This is a genomic window from Streptomyces melanogenes (assembly GCF_014649795.1).
Lineage (GTDB): Bacteria > Actinomycetota > Actinomycetes > Streptomycetales > Streptomycetaceae > Streptomyces > Streptomyces noboritoensis.
The window spans coordinates 1-19,043 of record NZ_BMTS01000039.1; the positions used below are offsets into that span (position 1 = coordinate 1).

Below are 19,043 nucleotides of genomic sequence, written 5' to 3' on the forward strand. Positions count from 1 at the left end.
GGGATGGCGAGCAGGAACGAGTAGCGGGCCGCGGACTCGCGGGTGTAGCCCATCAGCAGGCCGCCGCTGATGGTGGCGCCCGAGCGGGAGACGCCCGGGATCAGTGCCATGGCCTGGCACATGCCGTACACCAGTCCGTCCTTGACGCTCACGTCCTGGAGCTACTTGCGCTGCTTGGCGGCGCGGTGGCGACCGCCCGCCTCGTCCATCGCGGTGAACGCCGGCACCGGGTCCTGCCCGTCGGCGAAGGCCGCGGTGAGGCGCAGGTGCGCGCTGGAGGAGATCGGCAGGAACTCCGTCAGCCCCTGGACAAGCCCGAGAATGAACGATTCGAACCAAGACAAGGGGCGTGGGCCATCCCGGGTGATGAAGACGGTTGCGGGCACGACGATCCGACGGCCGGCCCGGCGAGCTCCTTGAAGCGGTGCCGGGCACAGATCCTCGAGAAACGCTGCCAGAATCGGTGCTCCGCTCAACCCGCAGCGCGGGGGTCGTCGTCCGGGCAGGACCGCAGGTCCCATCGCTCATGCCTGTTCCCACCAGGTGCAGCCGAGGCCCAGATGCCCGAGGCCCGACAGGCGCTGAACCATCGCGACGAACGCGCGAGTGAACAGCCGCTGTGCCGACGCCTCGCCGTACCGGTCGATGTGGTCAAACAGCAGCTGGTGGTCGGCGGCCGCGCGGGCACCAGTCCAGGTGCTCGCGGGTCAGCTCCTCCCGGACGAGCTCCTTGTCGACGTCGACGACCGCGAAGTCGGCGACCTCCGGCTCGAGGACGACGCCCCCCGGGCGCGGCGCGGGTAGCACGACCACCGGGGTGCCCGGCGCGGCCGCACGGTGTCGTCGGTCGGCTCGGCTGCGTGAGCCCGGGCCTGCGCGTCGGCGGTCTGCCGCTCGCGAACCTGCTCCCACCTGCGGACCTTCGCCCACCCCTGGGCGGTCACGGTCTCTTGCACCTGCCGGTCGGTGGCCGTTCGGCGCTCCGCCCTGGATGCGTCCGGCATCGCGGCGTCGACGGGGGCCGCGACCGTGCGGCGCCGGTCACGGGCGTCGGCCTGCCGGTCCTCACAGCGTGGGCAGCCCTGGCCGGAGTCGAGCAAGGCCCCCTCGTCACACCTGGGTTCGGCGCACAGCTGACGCTGCGGCAGACCCCGGCCGATCAGCCAGCCCACCGGATCCTTGATCGGGCCGTGCAACCCGCCCACACTCCGCCGGCTGCTTACTGCTTGCCCTCGGAGGCGGGATGGGGCTTGCGGCGGCGGTTGAGGTCGTTGGTCAGCTCGATACGGGAGCGGTGCGGACCTCCGGGTGTGGTACACCGGGCCTCGGCGCCCTGGCCGCAGTCCGGGCACGTCACGTCATACACCCGCCATGGCCGCAGGGCGCGCAGTCGCTCTTCGCGCTGCGCGATGATCGGTTTGACTCGCTCGTCGTGGGGCACGCCCTGTGCCTCCTGGGCTGTGGTGTCCGCGAGACACGGGCGCCCACTGTCGGCACCACAGCGGGGGCAGCCCATCTTTAGCTGGTCCTGGCCGGCGAGCTGCCGGTAGAGGTATCCCTTTCCGCTTTGACGTCGGCGCCGTGGTTGCTCGGCTTTGTCCGGGATACCGGCACGCTTCCTCCAGATGTCGATCTGCGCCTGGCGCTGCGGACCGATGTTGTCCACCTCACGCGCCGCCTTCAGGACTTCGCTGACCTTCGTGTGGAAGGCATTCGCGTCCATGTACCGGGGCAGACAGCCAAGGCCGTCGAGGAGTGCGTTCAAATGCTTGCTGTTGGCCTTGGTCACGGCGATGAGGTAGTCGGCGGCTGACGCGATCGCATGGTCCTCCGGCGCGGAGCTGTCGGCCTTGGTGGTTGCCTTGGCCCGCGGCAGCAGGAAGCGGACCCGTCGCCAGTGCCCATCAACCACAGCCTGGTTCAGATTCGTGAACAACTGGTGCCGCTCGCCAACCTGCTTCTCTATCCACCAACGTCCTTGGCGTACGGCGGAATCCAGCTTCTTCTGGACAAGCGGGCTCACCCCAGCAAGACCCGAGCTCTCGGCGCACGCCGACTCCGCCAGGGAGATGGACTCGATCCGGCGCGCGTAGACCAGCTTGCGCATCAGCTCCTGCGCCCGGGTGTCCTGCGCAGAGTCCTGCTTCTTGCCCGGCGTCCATTTCGGTGCCGAAGGCGCGCTGTGAGCCTGGATGATCTTCTGGACCGCTGGCGTCGACAAGCCGCGGCTGGTGATCTCGCAGTCCTCCAGGCCGAACCATTCGATGGGCCGGGCGAACGCCTCGGTTCCGATCCGGATCTGACGGGTGGTGCCCCGGCTTTCCAGACGGATGCGGTGTACGTACCACCGCTCGATGAGGGTGTCGCGATCCACCGGCACGGACAGACCGAGGACCGGCTCGCTCTCGTCATCCCATACCGGCGGCACCGCCTGGTCCAGGTGCATGCGCAGGCGATAGTGGGTGAGCTGGATGTCGACGACCGAGCCGATCGGCACGCCGTCGGGCTGAGCGAAGGCGAAGGCGGCATGTTCACCCCGCTGGTGCAGCCACGCCGCGGCAGCGGACTTCACGTACAGGTGGTCGGCACTGGAGACGCCGCGGGCCCGACGCCCGCACACGTGCGGCAAGCCGTCCGGGCCGGGGTGATGGGCGAAGTGACAGACCCGGTCGGTGTAGAGCTTCGTGGTCAGCTGACCGCCGCAGCCGCCCAGCAGGGTCCCGCACCAGAAAGTGTCGCTCGCATATAAGTGGCGGAAGGCGTCCAGCTCGATCGCCTCCATCGGAAGCGCCAGAGGCTCCTCCGAGTCCGCACTGCCCAGCACTGCCGTCTGGATCTGCCGTCGGTCTGCGCCTGATATCCCGCCGTTGCCCAATGCCGCGCCCCCGCCCTCTTCGGCCCGTCTCATCGTGCCACCGACGCCGGTTCGCCCTCCAGACCACCGGCGAGCAAGGCGCGCGCCATGATCGGAAAATGTAGGGATCCGAGGTACTTGAACCCTCCGGCTTGGGACATTGCGGTAGTTGAGCGCCTCCTCCGCGCTCTATGGGGCCGGTGTTTGAGTAGCGGCAAGACTTCAGGTGCTTCTGGACCGTTGGCCTCGTCGGCACCGGCACCCGTACTGGCAGAGCAGGCTGCGTGCCGGACTGGGGCGGATGGACGGCATGCGCCGCCATGATGCGAGCCCGCGAGCCGTCGGGCCCTGGATGCCGTCTGGCGCTGGGTGATGTCCCGTCAGACAATCCTTGCAATGGTCCATGTCACATGCCAAGGGGTGGGGGCTCGATGGGCGTGTTATGGAAGCTGGAAGCAGCGACAGCGGCGAAGCACCGGCTGTACAAGCGCTACCTGGACGCGTGGTGGCCCATCCTGCTCCAGCCCACCAACGGCTGGATGCGCCCACGGGTGACGCTGCTGGACGCATTTGCCGGCCCCGGCCGCTACCTCGGCGATGAGGAAGGCTCGCCCGTCTTCACCCTGGACCGCCTGCTCAACCACAGCGCTGCCGACCGCATGCATCTGCGCCGTGACCGTGTCCGCCTCATCTTCATCGAGAAGGACCCGGCCCGCTACGAGCACCTGCTGGGCGAGCTCGCTAACCGCTTCGGTCCGCTCGGCAGCCTGCCTGTCCAGGTCGAGGTGCACTGCGGTGAAGCCGGCCGGGACAGCATCCCGTTGCTGACCCGGTTCGGGGCCTGGGGCAATCCGATCCTGGGGCTCTTCGACAGCTGGGGCAGCGTCAACGTCCCGCTGGACGTGATGGCCCGCATCGCCCGCAACAAGTCGAGCGAGACCATCACCACCTTCGGGCCCAACTGGTTCAGCCGCCGCGAAGACCTCAACGCCGACATTCTCGACCAGGTCTTCGGCGGCCGGAAATTCTGGACGCCCGCGGAGGCGGAACTACGCACGGACGAACGCTGGCGCGTGTGGCTGCAGACCTACCGCGATGCCCTGCAGCGGGCCGGATTCGGCTTCCACCTGCAGTTCGAACTCGTTCCCCGCACCGGGCAGCCCCTCTACCTCGTGTTCGGCACCGGCAGCCCCAAGGGCCTGGAGGCAATGAAGGATGCAATGTGGAAGGTCGACGACAGCGACGGCATGAGTTTCCGCGACCCGCGCACCCGCGGTGCCATCCCCCTCGGCCAGCTGGACCTCTTCCAGGGCGCCGACCGCTGTGACCCCGAACTGATCGAACTCGTGGAACAGAAGCTGGCGCTCGGCCCAGCGACGGTCGAGGAAATCGGCCGGTGGCTGCTGACCGAAACGTCTCGCTGGAAAGCCACCCACGCACTGGGGGCGGTCCGTGAGATGCGGCAGGACGGAGCAGTGACCGTGCATCCCAGCGGGAAACTCACCCGCAAGAGCCTGGTCAGTGTGCCCTGACCGCGTCGGTCAACGGCAGCTGGTCCCAGGTCTGCCCGTCCAGCATCCGGCCGCCCGCCTTGGGCGTACGCCCACCCCACTGCTTGAAGAAGAACGCCACCCCGGCCTCGGCGCAGACATCCCGGATATCGGCGACCCATGCCGGGTCCAGGGGCCGGTGCCCCACCCCAGACTCACCTCCTGCAATCACCCAGTCGATACCGGACAGGTCCAGTCCGCCCAACGGCCCCAGCAGCGGCTCGCACGACAGGAACCGCACGGTGGCGGGTACTTGCCGCAGGTCGTCTACCCGCTCCAGCTCCCGGGCCGACTCGACCGAGACGCCCATCCACACGTTCGGCGGCCACTCCAGCTTTCCCGCAACTTGCCGCAGCCGCCGGGCCCGCTTGGTAAGGACCTGATAGGTGTGCTGTGGCGTGCCCGCCATCACCTCGAAGACCTGGCGTACGAAGTCCAGCGGCACGCGGGCATGGAACAGGTCCGACATGGAATTCACGAACACCGTCCGGGGTGCCCGCCACCCGTACGGAACCGACAGCGCATCGGGATGGATGGTCAGTCCGAACCCCGGTCCCGAGGTCCGGGGGTCGCCGTCGTTCTGGTACTTCGCCGACCCCATGGCTTTCAGCCGCTTGGCCAGCGTCAACGCATAACAGTTGTCGCACCCGTCCGATAAGCGGTCACACCCGGTCGTTGGGTTCCATGTCGCTTCGGTCCACTCGATCGTGCTCCGGTCACTCATCCCCGGCCTCCCCGGCGCAGAGCCCTCCCGCCCGGTGCGGGCTGCCCAGTCCAACGACTGGGCGGCGGCCCCCGATACCCCGCCATCCAACCACTGCTGCCATCCCAGCCAACCCCTCCTCACGCATAGCGCCGTCCTCCTGCGCCCCGGCACCACACTCCTGCCGCACGGGCCCGCAGCCCACCGAACCACCCTTTCCTCATGCAGCCCCCACGCGCTGCTGTGCAGGACCAGGTGCCGGGCCCCGTCAAGGCGCTGCACCTGGTCAACGAGTCGGTTCGTGTACAGATGGCGCGCGGATCCCTCGATGTGATCCACCACCAGTTGAGGATCCTTAGCAGCACGGACACGCAGGTCCAGGACCTGCTCGCGGGTCAGCTCCTCAAGGACTAACCCCTGCTCCTGGTCGCCGTCGACGCCGCCCCGTTCCGGGACGGGGGCGACGACGGCCGGACGCGGCGCGGGCAGCACGACCGTGGCTTCAGCCTTGCGGCCGTGGGCTTCGGTCTTCTGATCGAGGTTGCCGAGTGCTGCCGCGCCCCGCCCGCCACCGCCTCCACACGACCTTGCTGGGGAACCAGCCCGGTTCCGTACCGCCCCCGCAGGCTCATGACGACGCCGCCTCGGGCCCTGACCGACGGGCCTGTCCCCGATCACGCTGCACCCGCACGGCAACGAGCGGCATCCAGCTCCTCCAGATGCCTGCTGAGCAGGACCTGAGCGGTACGCAGGGCGGCCTCTTCTGCTGCCCGCTCGGCGTCTGCCTCGCTCCCGTGGCGGTGGCGCCGCCTGTAGGCCGCGTAGACGGCGTCAGCTTCTGCCACCACTTCCTCGGACCGGGCGAGTCGGCACAGCGCCGACTGGCGCCGCTCGTCACAGATCCGCTGAGCCAACTGCGGCGCGGTATACGCCAGCAGCGCCGGCTCAGCATCCTGGCCGCAGGCCCGCTCGCACACCGCCGCCAGCAGAGCGCGGGTGTCCTCGTCACACCGCTGGATCATCTCCTCGACCGCAGCCGGATCCGTGAGATCGGCGCGCACCGCCACGGCAAGGGCGACGGCCTCGCGCACCATGCTGTCGCCGCTTCGGCGGGAAGTGCAGGCCGGGCACAGCCCTGCCGCTTCGAGCAGGCCACAGTCCTCGCACGGCAGGGCCTGCCGGGCCGCTTCGGCGGCGGCCGCGCCCTGGCGCTCGCGCTTCTCCCGCTCCCGAGCGACCGCACGGGCGGCATCGCGGCGGGCTTGCTCGACTACGGCCTGCTCGTGCCGCCGCGCGAGGTCCTCCGCCTCGATGGCCACCTGCTCACGCAGCCGCTCCTCGAGGACGCGTTGGCGCTCATGGTCGCCCAGGCCGGGCAGCTCCCGGTCGATGTCCGCGCCGATCCGCGCACGGTGGGCACGGCGGACGTGGACCACGTTGGCGCAGTTCTCGCACCCGGTGCCGGTGTCGAGCCGGATCCCGTCGTCGCAGCGCCAGTCCGAGCACGAGGGCCGCTGGACCAGCCCCCGCCGGATCAGCCACCCGTACGGACCGGTGACCAACGCCTCGCCGCCGGTCTCCCGAAGCCGGGCGGTGAGCCGGTCGGCCAGCAGCCGCGGCGCGCCACCCGGCAAAGCCAACAGCCCCTCAAGACGGGCCAGCTCCGTCCTCGTGGCCGCTTCCACCTGGTCCTGCTGCCACCCGCTCAGCCGCTCCCACAACCAGGACACCGGCCCCAGCGCCACCCGCAGACGAAGATCAGCCGGAAGGCCCACCCTCCGCTGCTGCACTTTTCCACCGCCCACGGCCCTCGACCGCCCACCGGCTCCAGCCACAGCAGCGTGCTGCCCTACCTGCTCATCGACCGGGGAATCCTTCGGCTTTTCCCCGCGAAGCGGGCCGCTCCCGGCCACCGGCAACCCGGTGGTGGCTGCGGCAGTCTCGCCGTCGATGGCCTGGTCCCCGCGCACGCACGCGCGGTCCGGCAGACGACCGGTCCCAGGACGGCCTTCGCCGGAAAAACCACCAGAGAGCTGCGGAGGAACGACGGCCATAGCCAGGTGAGGGTGATCAGTGTGAAGGACTGCCGCAACATCGGGCTCTGCAACACCCGCCACATCCGTCACCGGCACCCTGCTGACCTGCGGTTCCGTCTCCAGCTCCGACAGCTCACCAGCCCCTGCCGCAACGTCGGGATCTGAAAACCCGAGCCCCGGAGCCTCCGCACAGTCCTCCCGGACGCCGTCGGCGACCGTACGGCCGTGCGCGTTGGCGACCGCCGGCACCATCAGCCGCGACCGGCTCGCCAGCCCGGACCCCGTCCGCACACGCACCCGCAGCACCAGCTCCCGCTCCTCCAGGCGCTCCAGCACCCGCTCCCCCGCCGATGCCGTGCACCCGAGCAGCCGGGCCACCGTCGCCGCCGCCCGGCCGCGCTTGGTGTCCACCGTCCCGCCGCGCTGCCGCACCCGCCCGGTCTCTCGCGCCTCCAACACCAGCAGCAGCAGCGCGAGGCGGTCCGTCGCCGCACCCCGACCGGTACGCGTACCGATCAGCCCGGCCGGGGTCACCCGCCCGTCCCGATGCGTCCAGCCCGGCGCCATCACGGCCTCCACCAGCCGCAGCAGCGTCGCCAGCTCCTTCTTCGACAACGCCAGCGGGTGCCCGACCACATCCTGCGCAGCCCACAGCGGCAGCACCCGGCACTCCAGACCGTCGTCCTGGCCGTACTCGCCGGCCGCCGTCTCCACCGACACCACGCCCGAGCGGCGCAGCACCGGCAGCACCTCGGAGGCCACATACGACGCCGACAGCCCCAGCCACCGGCCCAGTTCACCCGTGCGGATCCTCACCACACCGGTCTCCGACGGCGTCCGCGACGCCAGCACCAGCACCGCCAGGCGCACCGCGTCCGACGCACCGCCCAGCCCAGCCACGCCCAGCAGCGCACGCACCGCAGCCCGCAGCCTTGCCCGAGTACGACGCCCGAGCGCCAGCGGACGACCCGGCACCGACACCTCCACCGGACCGGCCTGAACCGGTACCGGTCCCAACAGCGTTCGGCGAGTACCCGACGCGCGGTACCTGGCAACGGTCCCCGGCGCCGTCACAGGAACACCCCTAGGCTCGAACGACCCATCGGCGGCACGGGGAACCTGCCACCACGCTGCTCGTTGTGACGTACATGGCAGCCAAGAAGGACCCCGCCGTACGCCGCGCCCGCGAAGCCGCACGCCGCGCAGCCGCAGTCGAGCGCATCGGACCCCAGCCCGTCAGGACCCCTCGTCCGCGCACCCTGTACTCGATGCGCCCTCCCGGCCTCTACTACGAGGACTGGCACGCGCCCAAAGGCGAGGACAACCGCCTCATCAACGAGATCGTCGACAAATTCGGTCCCGACTCCGACGAAGCGAAGACGATGCGGATCATGCTCGAGTACCGCACCATGTACGGCCCGCGCTTCCCCTTCGCCGCCGCAGGCCACCTCGACGTCATCCTCAACACCAGCGAACTCACAGCCCAGCTCACCGAGCCGCTCAACTGCTCGCCTGAAGAAGCGAGGCAGTCCCTGCACTCCCTCCACGCGCAGGGACTGCTCCTGGTCGCTGACGACGGGTCCCTGTGGACGACCGTGCCCCCGGGCACACCGCTCTCGGCTGCTGACGGCCAGTGGGCCTTCGTGGAGAAGAAGGCGGATGCACCTGCTGGCTGAACGACGCACAGCCAGCGGGTGCGGCCGGAAACGGCACGCACGCCGCTGTCGCTGCCGGGCACACGAACTGCTCGTCTGAGTCATTGGGCAGATGTACGCGTCAAAGCGGACACCCCCGGTTTCCTCATCCATCCGCCGACCCTGCACCGGACGGCCTGTCGACAGAGCCCGCTCAGCCCCGATCACCCCCGGCCCTCCCGCACAGCGGGCAGCAATCTTGTTTTCCGTCCCGCCTGAAGGGACAAAGGCTTCGCGCGCGTGCGGAGCGAACCGCCTGGCGCACAGCACCGTGTCCGGCCCCGGCGAACCGGCGCTCGGAGTGGTGAAGTCAAGGATCATCCCGAGATGCTGCGGGCACGTACCTGTGGACAGAGTCCACGCATCGGAGCGCCGCCTACGGACACCGCCGCGGGCAGTCGAACACCCGTCGTCCGGTGTGCTGCGTGCGGTCGGACCAATGGCGCATCTGGTGCACTCCCGATAGGAGATGCGTGTCACGTGGTGCACATCCGACAGGCAAAACCTGACCAATCGGACGTATCTAGGCTGGAAAAGGGCGTGGCAGTCCTGCACAATGACTCCTGTCGTGGAGGCATCGCCAAGACGGCACAGCGAAGCCCCCGTGGGTGCTTCGTGGTTCAGGGGAGAACCAAGTACGAGCGTCCGGGACGGCTGCTAACCGTTCGGACGGCCCCTTAGGGCGGGTCTGCTAAACCCGCCCAGTGACAGAGGGGGCGCTCAGCCGGGGTGCGCTAACACCTTGCGAACTGGGCGTCCCGGCGGCTGATGGTCCCGGCGAGGGACAGCCGCCTCGTTTCAGCTACGACGTAGCAGCCCCCAAGAACGTGACATTCCTGCGCTGTCCCTCAACGCGGAAGCTCAGTCGGGCCGACTGGCGCACTACCAGGCCCAAGCCGGAGACGGCGGCACGGAAACGCGGAATGCCCGCCGGAGCGACGCTTGCAGGTCGCTGCCACGGCGGGGTGGTGTGTGTCCACGTGCGGGTACGGGTACCCTGCATCGTGCGACCGCCTCCTCTGCAGGTGGTTCGCCGGGCCGGGAGTTCTCCCGGCCGAGAGCCCCCTGAGGACTTGCCAGAGTCCAGAGGGGGCTTTTTCTTTTGCAATACGGATCAAGTCCGAGGCCACCCTACTCCCCCGACACACCACCGGGTGACGATCGGTGACGCCGTGTCGGACACCCGTCTGATACCTGGACCGGCAGCCTACGCAGCAAGTTGACCTCGAGGACGCGAGGCCAACCGTGAGGGTCAACTCAGTGCGCGGCGTGGCCGCCCGGCCTCTCATCACGAGCGCACCTGTACGAGAGCGTGAGTGCCCGAGGTCCGCCAGCGAGGCACTGTGTTGAGCTCCGCGAGAGCGTCCGGGCCGAGGCCGACAACAACGTCCGACTTCAGCGTGCGCAGCGCCGCGACCCGGCCAGGGAAATGGTCCGTCACCTCTGCGAACGCAATCGTGGGCTCCCACCAGCGGTCACCGATCAACCGCCGGTAGTTCAAGTCCCCCTTCAGGATCGTCACCGTGACCGACGTGAACTCTTGCCGCAGTTCCGCCGGCATGGCCGCGAAGTCGAACGGTGCGCAGAAAAACGGATGTGCACGCACGCGCAACTGTCCGGCCGAGGCTGCCTTGCGCAACCGTTTGCCCACGGCCTGCGCCCTGCCCTTGCTGGATTGCAGCTCCCGCAGGCAGTCGGCGACGTCGGCGAGCGTGGCGTCAGAGACGTAGTACGGCTGAGGCTTCACGTGCAGGACGACCTCGTCGGCCAGGCCGTGCCCGAGGAGATAGTCGATGAGCACGAGGTCGGCGACCATCTCGCTGCCCGAGTTGTCCGCGATCACTGCTACCGTTCCGCCGCCTGTCGAGCGGAGCAGATCCCACAGGCGGGCGCTGTCGTCGGCCACCAGACCCGACGCCTCGATCCCCCGGCCCGCTGTGATCTGGAAGCCCAGGTCGGCGCGGTTGCCCCAGAGACTCGACAGCAGCAACGCCTGCCCCAGCTCATCGTCAGACAGGCCGGCCACGTCGTCGAGCGCAGCGATCTCCGACGCCACCACCTCACCCGCGAGTTCGGCCCGCTTGAAAGGCGTGAAGGGATCGACCCCCTGCCATGGCCCAGGGGCGAAGTGGCCGGTGGCCTCGAGAAGGCGCCGGTAGAAGAACGACTCCGCCCAAAGGAACGGCACCTGCGCCCACGGCCGTCCGTACACCCCACTCCCCCAGCCACGCCAGAGCCCCGCGTCAGCGGCATCATCCGGAAGCGGGCGGATCACGCCGTGAACATTCTCTTCCGCGAGCTCGGACAATGCTCGAAGCTGCTCCGGACCGAAGGGCCAGGCCTCAACAAGCCGTTCGATCAGCGCCGGATGCCGCTTGGCGAACACATCACTGGCGAACGGCGACTCACTTGAAATGATCACCGGAGCCTGCTGAGCCATAAGCGTCTATCCCTCTCGGAGTGGGTCAGGTCGAGATATAAGGCGACCACGCCGACGGCGCTGCCGACGAGGATGCGACTGCGGGCGGGGTCGTAGGCCGCGCAATTAAGACTGTCGTGGATGCGGACCTCGGCCATTTGCTGTTGCGCGTCGAGCGACACGGCTCCACGGTGCGGGCGGCAGCCGTACGCCGGTGCACCTCCTCTGGATAGGATGGTCACTGTACTCAGCAAATCGATACAGCTGCAATAGCCTCAAACGCTCCTCATGGAGGAAGGATTGACCCCGCAGCCGTACCAGGTCGTGTGTTCTGCTGGTCCGCCGCGTAACTCGGTGAGCTGCTCCTGAACCGTCTTCCCGCCAGGCATGTCGCCTCCAAGGCCTGGGCTACGCGTTTGCCCCGGCTCTCGCCCGGGCCTGGACAGCCTGGCGGAGCGGCCGGTCGTGGCAGAGGAACGAGTGTGGAAGCAGTGTGGAACTGGCGTGGCAGTAACAGCCCCTTGAGCCATTGGCCGGGACGGCCGTTACGGACGGAGCAGCGCCAGGTCGTAGTACATGGCGAGCGTGGCCTCGGCCCCTGACCCCTGAGCGGTGACAATTCGCTGATAGCGGGCGGAGCGGATGTCGCCTGCTATCAGGATCCTAGGGTGCTGCTTTGGGGGAGGGCAGTAGCCGTCGGCGCCCTGGATGAGTCCCTCGAACGCAGCTGGTTTGGTGCCGAGATTGTTCAGCACGGTGGTGACGGCGTACGCGGTTTCCTGGCCGTTTCGGTCCTTCACCCGCAGAGTCCAGGGCGGCCCGTACGTCGACCGTGTGATGGCCACGTGGGACACGGGCACGAGCCGCACGCGCTCGTCGGCGGCGACTTCGGCTGCCTTGTAGTCGTCGCCGGGTGGGCACAGCACGTTCAACTGCGTCCGCGCATCGGCGTGAGCCCGCAGCCACGTTCCGAGCGGCCGGTCCGCGCCGAGGACATACGTCAGCCCGGTGAGGTGGTCAGGGGACGCCCGCCAGAGCGGGGCGGGCTCGAAGTGATGGGGAACGGATGTCCAGGGCGTATCAGCGGGCAGCAGCTCGGAAACACCCGAGGCGACAACCACTACGCGCCCAGTGAGCACGTGACCATCGTCCAGGGCGAGTTCCGCCCGATCGTCGAGGCCGGTGACTCTAACGGCACGAGCCCGCACGAGGCGGCACTGTCCACCTGCCTGAAGTTGGGCCAGGTCCTGCTCCAGGGCTGCGGCCAGTTCAGGGCCAGCAGACCAGCCACCGGGAACGTTCTCAACGGAGCCGATGCGGTGCAGCTTCTCGCCGACGCGTGCGGGCTCCACCACGATCGTGTGCAGCTGCAGACTGGCCGCCATCACTGCGGCGGCTACCCCGGCCGGGCCCGCCCCGACGATCAGCAGGTCCGCGTCGAATTGCGCCTGGCTCATGCGCAGGCTCCCTGAGCGCCCAACTGCTGAAGGATAGTCTCGCTGGTGACGAGCTGGCCGGCGCTGATGTTGCGGGCCGCCAGGAGTAGCGCCGCATCGTGATATCGGGAACCGCCGGTGGAGGCACAGGCGTCGGTGACGATCCACGGCCGGTACCCGGCGTGGTAGGCATCGACCGCTGAGTCGTAGACGCAGGAGTCCGTGTCGATCCCGCACAGCACCAGGTCGCTCCACCCTGCCTCGCGGAACACCTGGGCTCCGTCGGCGGTGAAAACGCTCGACTGCCCTTTGTCGATGACCGCGGCAGCCTCCACCACGTACGGGGCGAGTTCGTCGACGAATGCCTGTTCCTCGGCCGTGCGTAGATCCGTCCACCCAGTGATCCGCTCGTACGGCGAGCCGGGCGCGTTATGGAAACGCGCGAATACCACCGGGCCACCGGCCTCCTGCCATCGCTGCACCAGATGTGCGATCGCAGGGATCGCGTCACGACTGTGCCGATTGACGAAGCCGTTCTGCACGTCGATAACGATAAGCGCCGTCGTGCAAGGATCCACTGTCCGCCTTCCCAGGGCCGTCACGGATTGCCGTCCCGAAGAGCATCCTGTGCGGCGCGGAGCCGATCAGGAAGTTCACTTGTCGCCAGGATTGCCTCACGCATCACGCGATGCTGCGCGGTCTCCGTGGGACGGGCAGCGGTGAGCCGAGAGGAGGCGCCGCGCAGATAGCGCCAACCGTAGGCGTCCGGCATCACCGGGTCCTGGCCAGACTCGATCACGTGCAGAATGTGCGACGAGAGCGCCCATAGAGCCTGGGCGTCGAGCTCCAAGGCCACGATTTCGCTCATCGTCAGCGCCCGCTCGGTTCGCTGCGGGTAGTAGGCAACTCCTGACCACCCCGCCACCCCTTGCGATACTCCGCCGCCGAAAGCGACCGCCTCCGGGTGGGCCCATCCATCAGCAAACTTGGCGTCTTCCACACCGGACCCCAGTGGGGCGACGTTCGCCGGATCTTGCCGGTTCACCAACACCGACGGTGTAGTCAGCAGTTGCAACGCCGTCTCCAACCCAGGGCCAGCCCACGAGTGCTCCCGCAGCTCGTATGCGGACAGCACATACTCCGGATCCACCGCAACGGGCTCATCAGATGAGTACTGCAGGAGAAGCTCCCGGATCCGTTTCCCGGCCCACGCCCGATCTTTCGGATAGGAGCGGTACCGCCAAACGGCCAGTTCGGTGAGCGACGTAAAGCGCAGGTGTTCCTCCAGATGCACCACGGCGGTCCCGCATGCGTAGAGGTGCACCGCTGACGCGCGCGCCAAGCGGTGGCAGCCTGGCAGTACCCGGCTCTCAAGCCCGCCCGGCCCCGGGGCTCTCGGCGAACCCGCGGCGTACAGCGTCCCCAGCGCCTCGCCGACGTGCACCGGCAAGAACTTGTGCGATACCAGCGAACAAGGACCCGGCTGTGCGCCAGCATCACTCAGCGAGTGCTCTCCCCGTAGCGCTGCCAGCCGCATGCGGAAGGCCTCCCGCTCATCCGCCGTGCACTGAGCCAGCGCGATATCGAGGATCTGCTGCATGGCTGGCCTGCATACTCTTCCCGGACTGGACTTCCACGACGTCACCGTACGGGGGTTGATACCGAGATTCTTTGCGAACTCACGGATGGACTCGCGCTTGACCGAGCGCAGCAGCAGAGCCTCCTCGCCCGTCCACTCGCTCACGGTGATCACTGGACACCCCTTTGCCAGCCCTGGGCCAGGCACGACGATCCGAGATTCCACGCTGGTTCCACAGCAGTTCTACACCGGGCCCTCTCCCCCAACACCCCATATCCGGAACCTGTTTGACCAGAGAGTCGTCGAGTAGCAACCGGAGACGCCGATGCGAGTAGTGCCGCCCTACGTCGCCAGCGACGCAGGGCCAACGGACCGGGCAGCCCTGGCACCGCACTTGGACCGGCGGGACGTCTACAGCTCATCTGTCACGGCATCTGCGTACCTTCCTGGTTCCGAATCGTTCCAAGAAGGCCGAGCCGAACTCCTCGGTGAGGTTCTGCGCGGGCTGGAGGAGCAGCAACCCATCGCGCAAGGCAGAGAACGGATCGGCCTAGGGCTGGCAGGGGATCTTGTACTGAAGCTCGTACAGATGCCCAGCTTTGACCATGACCGACACCTCGATCGGTTGTCCGGTGCCCGTCGTGACCACCCGGAAGGTGCGAAGCACCGGGACGTCCTCGGGGAGCTCCAGGAGTCGTACTTCCTCGGGGGTGGGGACCCGAACGGATACTCGGTCGACGGCATCCTTCGGCGGATGGCCCATGTCGGCGAGCAGGGTGGGAGAGCCGCCCTTAATACGCCGACGGTGAGCCAGAGCAGTGCCGCGAGCGATGTCCTGCGGGTAGTAGGAGTGGATGAGCTCGGCTGGCTCGCCATCGAGCAGCATGAGGCGGTAGCGCATAACCGCAGTGCCGCCCCCTGCGAGGCCGAAGACCTCTGCTACTTGGGCGGGAGGCTCGACCTCGGCGACATCGAGAAGCTCGGTGCTCCCGTGCTGGTTTCGCTTCGCAGCTTCGGTGACCCAGCTGTACGGCGCGCCGTCTGGGGATGGAGGCATGTACGAGGCGGGATCGATGACCTGCTGGGTCGTTCCCCGGACGAAGACGCCCGAGCCGGCCTTGCCGACGAGGAGCTGCTCGTCCTTGAGGAGCTTCAGGGCCCGTTGGACCGTCTGGTTGACGACGCCGTACTTGGCGATGAGGTCGCGGACGGACGGGACCTTGCTTTCCGGCGCCATGTCCCCGGAGAGAATCAGCGCACGCAGCTCGGCAGCGATCTGCTTGTGGCTGGGCCGGGTGTCCTCGTGTGGTCTCGCCATTCAGCTGGTCCGCATCCTGTAGTGCAGGTGTCGCCCCTGCGCCTTCATGGTCATGAGCATCGCCTCCAGGGGGAGGCCGGTTTGATCGATGGAGAGCCGCCCCAGGAGAAGAACCCATTCAGCAGGGCCGAGGTTCAGCGCGGCCCGCTCCTCATTCGTTGCCTCTCGGCACGAGACGTCCTCGTCCACTTCGGCCGGGGTGTAGCCGAGCCTGGCGAGCAAGGTAGGCGCCCCGCCCGGAATCTTGCGATGTTCGGCGAGAGCCGTGCCCTGGGCGACGCGGAGCGGGTAGTAGGAGTCAGCGAGCTCAATGGGCCTCCCGTCGAGCTCGACCACACGGCGCCGGACGACAGCAAGCTCGCCGGGCTCCAGCCTGAGGGCCGTGGCAATGGGCTGAGGTGGGACGCATTCGACGACCTCGGAGAGGCGGTGGGTACCCGCCTTTCCCGACCGTTCTGCTTCTTCGGCCCAGGCGTCACCCTGGCCCGGTTCTCGAGGCGTGAAGTACGAGGACGACTCACTCGTCCACTCGTCTGCCATGAGCTCCTCCTCGCCAGTGCCGTCCGTATGCCCAGATTATCGCCTTGCTACCTGAGTCAGTACAGCGAGAGGCATCTGAAGCTATTGCAACTGCATCGATTTGATGAGTACAGTTGCCGTGTGCTCGTTGAGAGCGCCCCAGAACGAAGGGAGGTTGCCATGTTGCGTGTGAGAGACGTCGCCGTCGCCCTCGGTGTACACCCCGCCACGGTCTACCGACTGATCAAGGACGGTGAACTCGAAGCGATCCGCAGCGGCCGTCCGCGTAGGCAAGGCGCCATGACTCGCGGCGGGGCGATCCGCATTCCGCCCGAGGCGCTCGAAGCGCACCTCGCCAGGGCGGCCATCGCCACCGGCGCGTAGCAGATCCGATCGACACCTGAGTTCCATCGCACCAAACAGAGGTGTCGCCGCTCCTTCGGGGCGGACAAGCAAGCGCACCACCGCAGTGAGTCGTCCGCCTTGCATGAGGGGGCCGGACCCACGGTGTCCCGATCAACTTCATATGTCTGGCTGCCCGTGCTTACACGCCGGCCTTGGTGACGAGTTCGATGCGGTCCCTTGGAGCCACAGCCAGGTGAGCCACCCGCAGCTATTGCGCTGCCCGCCGGTCAGGAAACCGGGTCTTGCCCGGCTCCTGGCCGTAGGAGAACGCAATCGCTACCCAGGGGAGTCCCTCGATGCGTCACAACGGCCGCGCGCCCATCAATGCCAGCACCCTTCGCCCCGAGCACCTCAATCTGCGTGAGGGTGAGGCCTGCATGGTCGTCTGCCCCGAATGTGCAACCTGGCACCGTCTCACACGATCGATGATTCACCCGCACCGTGACGGTGTGGAGCAGCCGAAGCCCGAAGGCCGCCGCTACCGCGACACCTCTGCCGAGGCCAAGCCCTCTAACGGCCGCCGCTGCCCCGGCAGCGCACAGCGCATCGCGATCGACATCACTGCTGAGCAGTGGGCCGAGCGGCTGCTCGCCGCGGAGGGCACGGCGACCAGTCGGCGTACTACCAGCCCGGTCCGCAAGCCTCGTCCGCAGAATTTACCTGCAATCGTCCAGATGAACTTTGCTGCTCGGGGCCCGCGCGAGCAGCTTGTCGAGCACCTCCAGGACCACTGCTCGCAGTGCCGCCTCGGGCACTGTGCCACGGTCATGGAGCTGCGAAGGTTGATCAGTCGCATCGCACAGGCCGAAGTCCCGCCACTGTATGGGCAGCTTCGCACGGCTCTGCGGCAGCACCGCGCCAGCTGCTCGCCGTGCGCGGCGGGCACGCCGTGCACGGCGGGGCGCCAGCTCGCTGCCCGGACGTCCGGTCTCGCCCAGCAGGGGATGCGCGGCCGTCGTCCCGACCTGTACCGCACCACCCGCAACGTCCCAACGGTCCACCTCACCCGCCAAGGGTTCGTCGTCCGGACCGCGCACGCCGCCTCGGACAGGCGCGACGCCGATAGGGGTTGAGGGCCCGCACGATCGACCACGGCCCCGGCCGCCCCCTTCGATGCGGGGCGGCCGGGGCCGTGGCAGCTCGTACGGCGGCCAGAACAGCGACAGCCCCGGGGGCGGAATCCCCGGGGCTGTCCAGGACCTGACTGGAGGACCTGATGGATCACAGGATGGCATGCCCGCACGGCCCCACGGACTCGGACCCGGACATGGACGAGGCGTTGCGCCGGGCGCGGGGAGGCAAGTGATGACCGACGAAGAGCGTGCCGAGCTGAGCAGGAAAGTCGCTGAGGCCAACGCACGGTCGGAGCGTGGCTGGTGACCGCTGCCCGCCCGGCGGATGACCTGTTCGTCCGGTACATGAAGGCGTTCAAGGACTCCACCGAACACACCGCCACCTGCCCGGCCTGCCTGGGCGAGACGCCGTGTGCGGAGGGAGCGCCGATCCTCGACCGGTTTGCGAAGCTCCAGGATGCCTACCGCAAGCATCAGTCGAAGCAGCAGCGCTGACCCCGGTGTTGCCCGTCGTCTCCGCCCCTTCGTGGGGCGGGGTCGGCGGAGAGCGTCGGGAGGTCGCCCCGCTCCGGCCATCCGGCCGCCGCCAGACACGCAACAGCCCCCAGGGTGGCCGCCCTGGGGGCCGTCCTTTTGCACCGGACCTTCTGGGAGGCCCTGATGAATCGCTCGTCCATCGTACGTACCGCCTACGCGCCCGCCGCCGACCTGCCGGTCAACACCAACTGGCGGGAATCCGGGGCCTGCACGCGGGAGGACCCCGAGCTGTTCTTCCCGATCGGCAACACCGGCCCGGCGCTCCTGCAGATCGAGGAGGCCAAGGCGGTCTGCCGGCGCTGTCCGGTGCTGGAGACCTGCGGCCAGTGGGCGCTCGAGAGCGGCGAGCCCCACGGTGTGTGGGGCGGAATGAGCGAGGACGACCGCCGCCGCATCAAGCGCCGCGCCGCCCGCCGTCGCCCCTCCGCCTGACCCGCAGGACGGGACGCGCAGTCGACTCGGCGCCCGTACCAGGCCGTTCACCCAGAGCGGTCGCCCGCACGGCGGGCGGCCCGGCCTTTCGCACGTCTCCAGCCCGGGAACGTCTCGGGCTTCCCTGTAGGAGAGCCCATGCGTAACAGCACCCAGCTCGACACCACCGCGACCGGCACCACCCGGCTGCCGAACATGCTGTGTACCCACACACCGGCGTGCCCCTCGGCCGACAGCCCGGACCGGGAGGCCGCCGTCGTGGTGGCCAGCCACCCGGGCCAGGGCTGGAGCCTGCTGTGCAACAGCGTCCTGGTCTTCGACGACACCGGGGAGCTGCTCCCCGACGGGAAGGTCATCGCCCCGCACCGGCCCACCGACGTGCCTGCCGGGGGCGGCGCGCGGCTGTCCCTGGGCGCCGAAACCCACGCGCTCATCGGGGGCATGCCGGGCAGCGGGAAGACCGGCGCGGCTGGGGCCGACTGCTCCAC

Annotated in this window: 18 protein-coding genes and 2 pseudogenes; 8 read left to right on the top strand and 12 right to left on the bottom strand. The window is 68.6% G+C overall.

The genetic code is table 11. The annotated features are described in order from the left end of the window. The 3 genes and pseudogenes from IE252_RS39510 to IE252_RS39520 all read right to left on the bottom strand — a co-directional run. A pseudogene (locus IE252_RS39510) lies at window positions 1-344 on the bottom strand (undecaprenyl-diphosphate phosphatase); the annotation flags it as partial. A gap of 307 nt (window positions 345-651) precedes the next feature. Beyond that, window positions 652-807, bottom strand: a complete 156-nt coding sequence (locus IE252_RS39515) for a hypothetical protein (protein WP_190094339.1) — start codon at window positions 805-807, stop codon at window positions 652-654. A gap of 412 nt (window positions 808-1,219) precedes the next feature. Beyond that, a complete protein-coding gene (locus IE252_RS39520; RefSeq protein WP_229849106.1) occupies window positions 1,220-2,782 on the bottom strand; it encodes a hypothetical protein in 1,563 nt (520 codons plus the stop codon). A 503-nt stretch (window positions 2,783-3,285) separates the two neighbouring features. Between IE252_RS39520 and IE252_RS39525 the strand changes: the two genes are divergently transcribed. Beyond that, window positions 3,286-4,386 (top strand): three-Cys-motif partner protein TcmP, encoded by a 1,101-nt coding sequence (locus IE252_RS39525; protein ID WP_190094340.1) that lies wholly within the window; start codon window positions 3,286-3,288, stop codon window positions 4,384-4,386. On the opposite strand, the gene IE252_RS39530 is transcribed toward IE252_RS39525, so the two are convergent. Then, window positions 4,373-5,128, bottom strand: a complete 756-nt coding sequence (locus tag IE252_RS39530; protein WP_190094341.1) for a DUF5131 family protein — start codon at window positions 5,126-5,128, stop codon at window positions 4,373-4,375. The genes IE252_RS39525 and IE252_RS39530 overlap by 14 nt on opposite strands. A 201-nt stretch (window positions 5,129-5,329) precedes the next feature. Between IE252_RS39530 and IE252_RS39535 the strand changes: the two genes are divergently transcribed. After that, entirely contained in the window at window positions 5,330-5,521 is a 192-nt protein-coding gene (locus tag IE252_RS39535; protein WP_190094342.1) for a hypothetical protein, read from the top strand. A 260-nt stretch (window positions 5,522-5,781) separates the two neighbouring features. On the opposite strand, the gene IE252_RS43700 is transcribed toward IE252_RS39535, so the two are convergent. Then, complete coding sequence (locus tag IE252_RS43700) at window positions 5,782-8,061, bottom strand: hypothetical protein (protein WP_229849107.1); 2,280 nt, start codon at window positions 8,059-8,061, stop codon at window positions 5,782-5,784. 230 nt (window positions 8,062-8,291) lie between these two features. Between IE252_RS43700 and IE252_RS39545 the strand changes: the two genes are divergently transcribed. Further along, the gene (locus IE252_RS39545; RefSeq protein WP_190094384.1) at window positions 8,292-8,819 is read left to right on the top strand and encodes a hypothetical protein; all 528 of its coding nucleotides are present in this window, start codon (window positions 8,292-8,294) and stop codon (window positions 8,817-8,819) included. A gap of 1,306 nt (window positions 8,820-10,125) precedes the next feature. Here IE252_RS39545 and IE252_RS39550 read toward each other — a convergent pair. The 7 genes from IE252_RS39550 to IE252_RS39580 all read right to left on the bottom strand — a co-directional run bounded on the left by IE252_RS39550 (window position 10,126) and on the right by IE252_RS39580 (window position 16,129). Then, on the bottom strand, window positions 10,126-11,277 hold the full coding sequence (locus IE252_RS39550; RefSeq protein ID WP_190094343.1) for a damage-control phosphatase ARMT1 family protein: 1,152 nt from the start codon (window positions 11,275-11,277) through the stop codon (window positions 10,126-10,128). Then, on the bottom strand, window positions 11,256-11,438 hold the full coding sequence (locus IE252_RS39555) for a hypothetical protein (protein WP_190094344.1): 183 nt from the start codon (window positions 11,436-11,438) through the stop codon (window positions 11,256-11,258). The genes IE252_RS39550 and IE252_RS39555 overlap by 22 nt, the downstream gene beginning before the upstream one ends. A gap of 363 nt (window positions 11,439-11,801) precedes the next feature. Next, window positions 11,802-12,713 (bottom strand): Rossmann-fold NAD(P)-binding domain-containing protein, encoded by a 912-nt coding sequence (locus IE252_RS39560; RefSeq protein ID WP_190094345.1) that lies wholly within the window; start codon window positions 12,711-12,713, stop codon window positions 11,802-11,804. Continuing rightward, window positions 12,710-13,270 (bottom strand): cysteine hydrolase family protein, encoded by a 561-nt coding sequence (locus IE252_RS39565; protein ID WP_373298686.1) that lies wholly within the window; start codon window positions 13,268-13,270, stop codon window positions 12,710-12,712. Before IE252_RS39565 ends, IE252_RS39560 begins: the two co-directional genes overlap by 4 nt. 20 nt (window positions 13,271-13,290) lie before the next feature. Next, window positions 13,291-14,445: an XRE family transcriptional regulator gene (locus IE252_RS39570; RefSeq protein ID WP_190094347.1), complete on the bottom strand. Its 1,155-nt coding sequence runs from the start codon at window positions 14,443-14,445 to the stop codon at window positions 13,291-13,293. A gap of 376 nt (window positions 14,446-14,821) precedes the next feature. Continuing rightward, window positions 14,822-15,589: a GntR family transcriptional regulator gene (locus tag IE252_RS39575; RefSeq protein ID WP_190094348.1), complete on the bottom strand. Its 768-nt coding sequence runs from the start codon at window positions 15,587-15,589 to the stop codon at window positions 14,822-14,824. Continuing rightward, the gene (locus IE252_RS39580) at window positions 15,590-16,129 is read right to left on the bottom strand and encodes a UTRA domain-containing protein (protein WP_190094349.1); all 540 of its coding nucleotides are present in this window, start codon (window positions 16,127-16,129) and stop codon (window positions 15,590-15,592) included. A 159-nt stretch (window positions 16,130-16,288) separates the two neighbouring features. Here IE252_RS39580 and IE252_RS39585 point away from each other — a divergent pair, with 159 nt between their 5' ends. The 5 genes and pseudogenes from IE252_RS39585 to IE252_RS43705 all read left to right on the top strand — a co-directional run. Then, window positions 16,289-16,492: a helix-turn-helix domain-containing protein gene (locus IE252_RS39585; RefSeq protein ID WP_190094350.1), complete on the top strand. Its 204-nt coding sequence runs from the start codon at window positions 16,289-16,291 to the stop codon at window positions 16,490-16,492. A gap of 470 nt (window positions 16,493-16,962) precedes the next feature. Then, on the top strand, window positions 16,963-17,586 hold the full coding sequence (locus tag IE252_RS39590) for a hypothetical protein (protein WP_190094351.1): 624 nt from the start codon (window positions 16,963-16,965) through the stop codon (window positions 17,584-17,586). 303 nt (window positions 17,587-17,889) lie between these two features. Then, the gene (locus tag IE252_RS39595) at window positions 17,890-18,081 is read left to right on the top strand and encodes a hypothetical protein (protein ID WP_190094387.1); all 192 of its coding nucleotides are present in this window, start codon (window positions 17,890-17,892) and stop codon (window positions 18,079-18,081) included. A gap of 165 nt (window positions 18,082-18,246) precedes the next feature. Next, the gene (locus IE252_RS39600) at window positions 18,247-18,555 is read left to right on the top strand and encodes a WhiB family transcriptional regulator (protein WP_190094352.1); all 309 of its coding nucleotides are present in this window, start codon (window positions 18,247-18,249) and stop codon (window positions 18,553-18,555) included. A gap of 198 nt (window positions 18,556-18,753) precedes the next feature. Next, a pseudogene (locus tag IE252_RS43705) lies at window positions 18,754-18,927 on the top strand (DUF5999 family protein); the annotation flags it as partial. Between the last annotated feature and the right edge of the window lie 116 nt (window positions 18,928-19,043).

Excerpts from the sequence above, each read along its gene's own strand:
- IE252_RS39520 (WP_229849106.1), bottom strand. The coding sequence starts at position 2,782 with ATGGAGGCGATCGAGCTGGACGCCTTCCGCCACTTATATGCGAGCGAC.
- IE252_RS39525 (WP_190094340.1), top strand. The coding sequence starts at position 3,286 with ATGGGCGTGTTATGGAAGCTGGAAGCAGCGACAGCGGCGAAGCACCGG.
- IE252_RS39530 (WP_190094341.1), bottom strand. The coding sequence starts at position 5,128 with ATGAGTGACCGGAGCACGATCGAGTGGACCGAAGCGACATGGAACCCA.
- IE252_RS39535 (WP_190094342.1), top strand. The coding sequence starts at position 5,330 with ATGCAGCCCCCACGCGCTGCTGTGCAGGACCAGGTGCCGGGCCCCGTC.
- IE252_RS39545 (WP_190094384.1), top strand. The coding sequence starts at position 8,292 with ATGGCAGCCAAGAAGGACCCCGCCGTACGCCGCGCCCGCGAAGCCGCA.
- IE252_RS39550 (WP_190094343.1), bottom strand. The coding sequence starts at position 11,277 with ATGGCTCAGCAGGCTCCGGTGATCATTTCAAGTGAGTCGCCGTTCGCC.
- IE252_RS39560 (WP_190094345.1), bottom strand. The coding sequence starts at position 12,713 with ATGAGCCAGGCGCAATTCGACGCGGACCTGCTGATCGTCGGGGCGGGC.
- IE252_RS39575 (WP_190094348.1), bottom strand. The coding sequence starts at position 15,589 with ATGGCGAGACCACACGAGGACACCCGGCCCAGCCACAAGCAGATCGCT.
- IE252_RS39580 (WP_190094349.1), bottom strand. The coding sequence starts at position 16,129 with ATGGCAGACGAGTGGACGAGTGAGTCGTCCTCGTACTTCACGCCTCGA.
- IE252_RS39585 (WP_190094350.1), top strand. The coding sequence starts at position 16,289 with ATGTTGCGTGTGAGAGACGTCGCCGTCGCCCTCGGTGTACACCCCGCC.
- IE252_RS39600 (WP_190094352.1), top strand. The coding sequence starts at position 18,247 with ATGAATCGCTCGTCCATCGTACGTACCGCCTACGCGCCCGCCGCCGAC.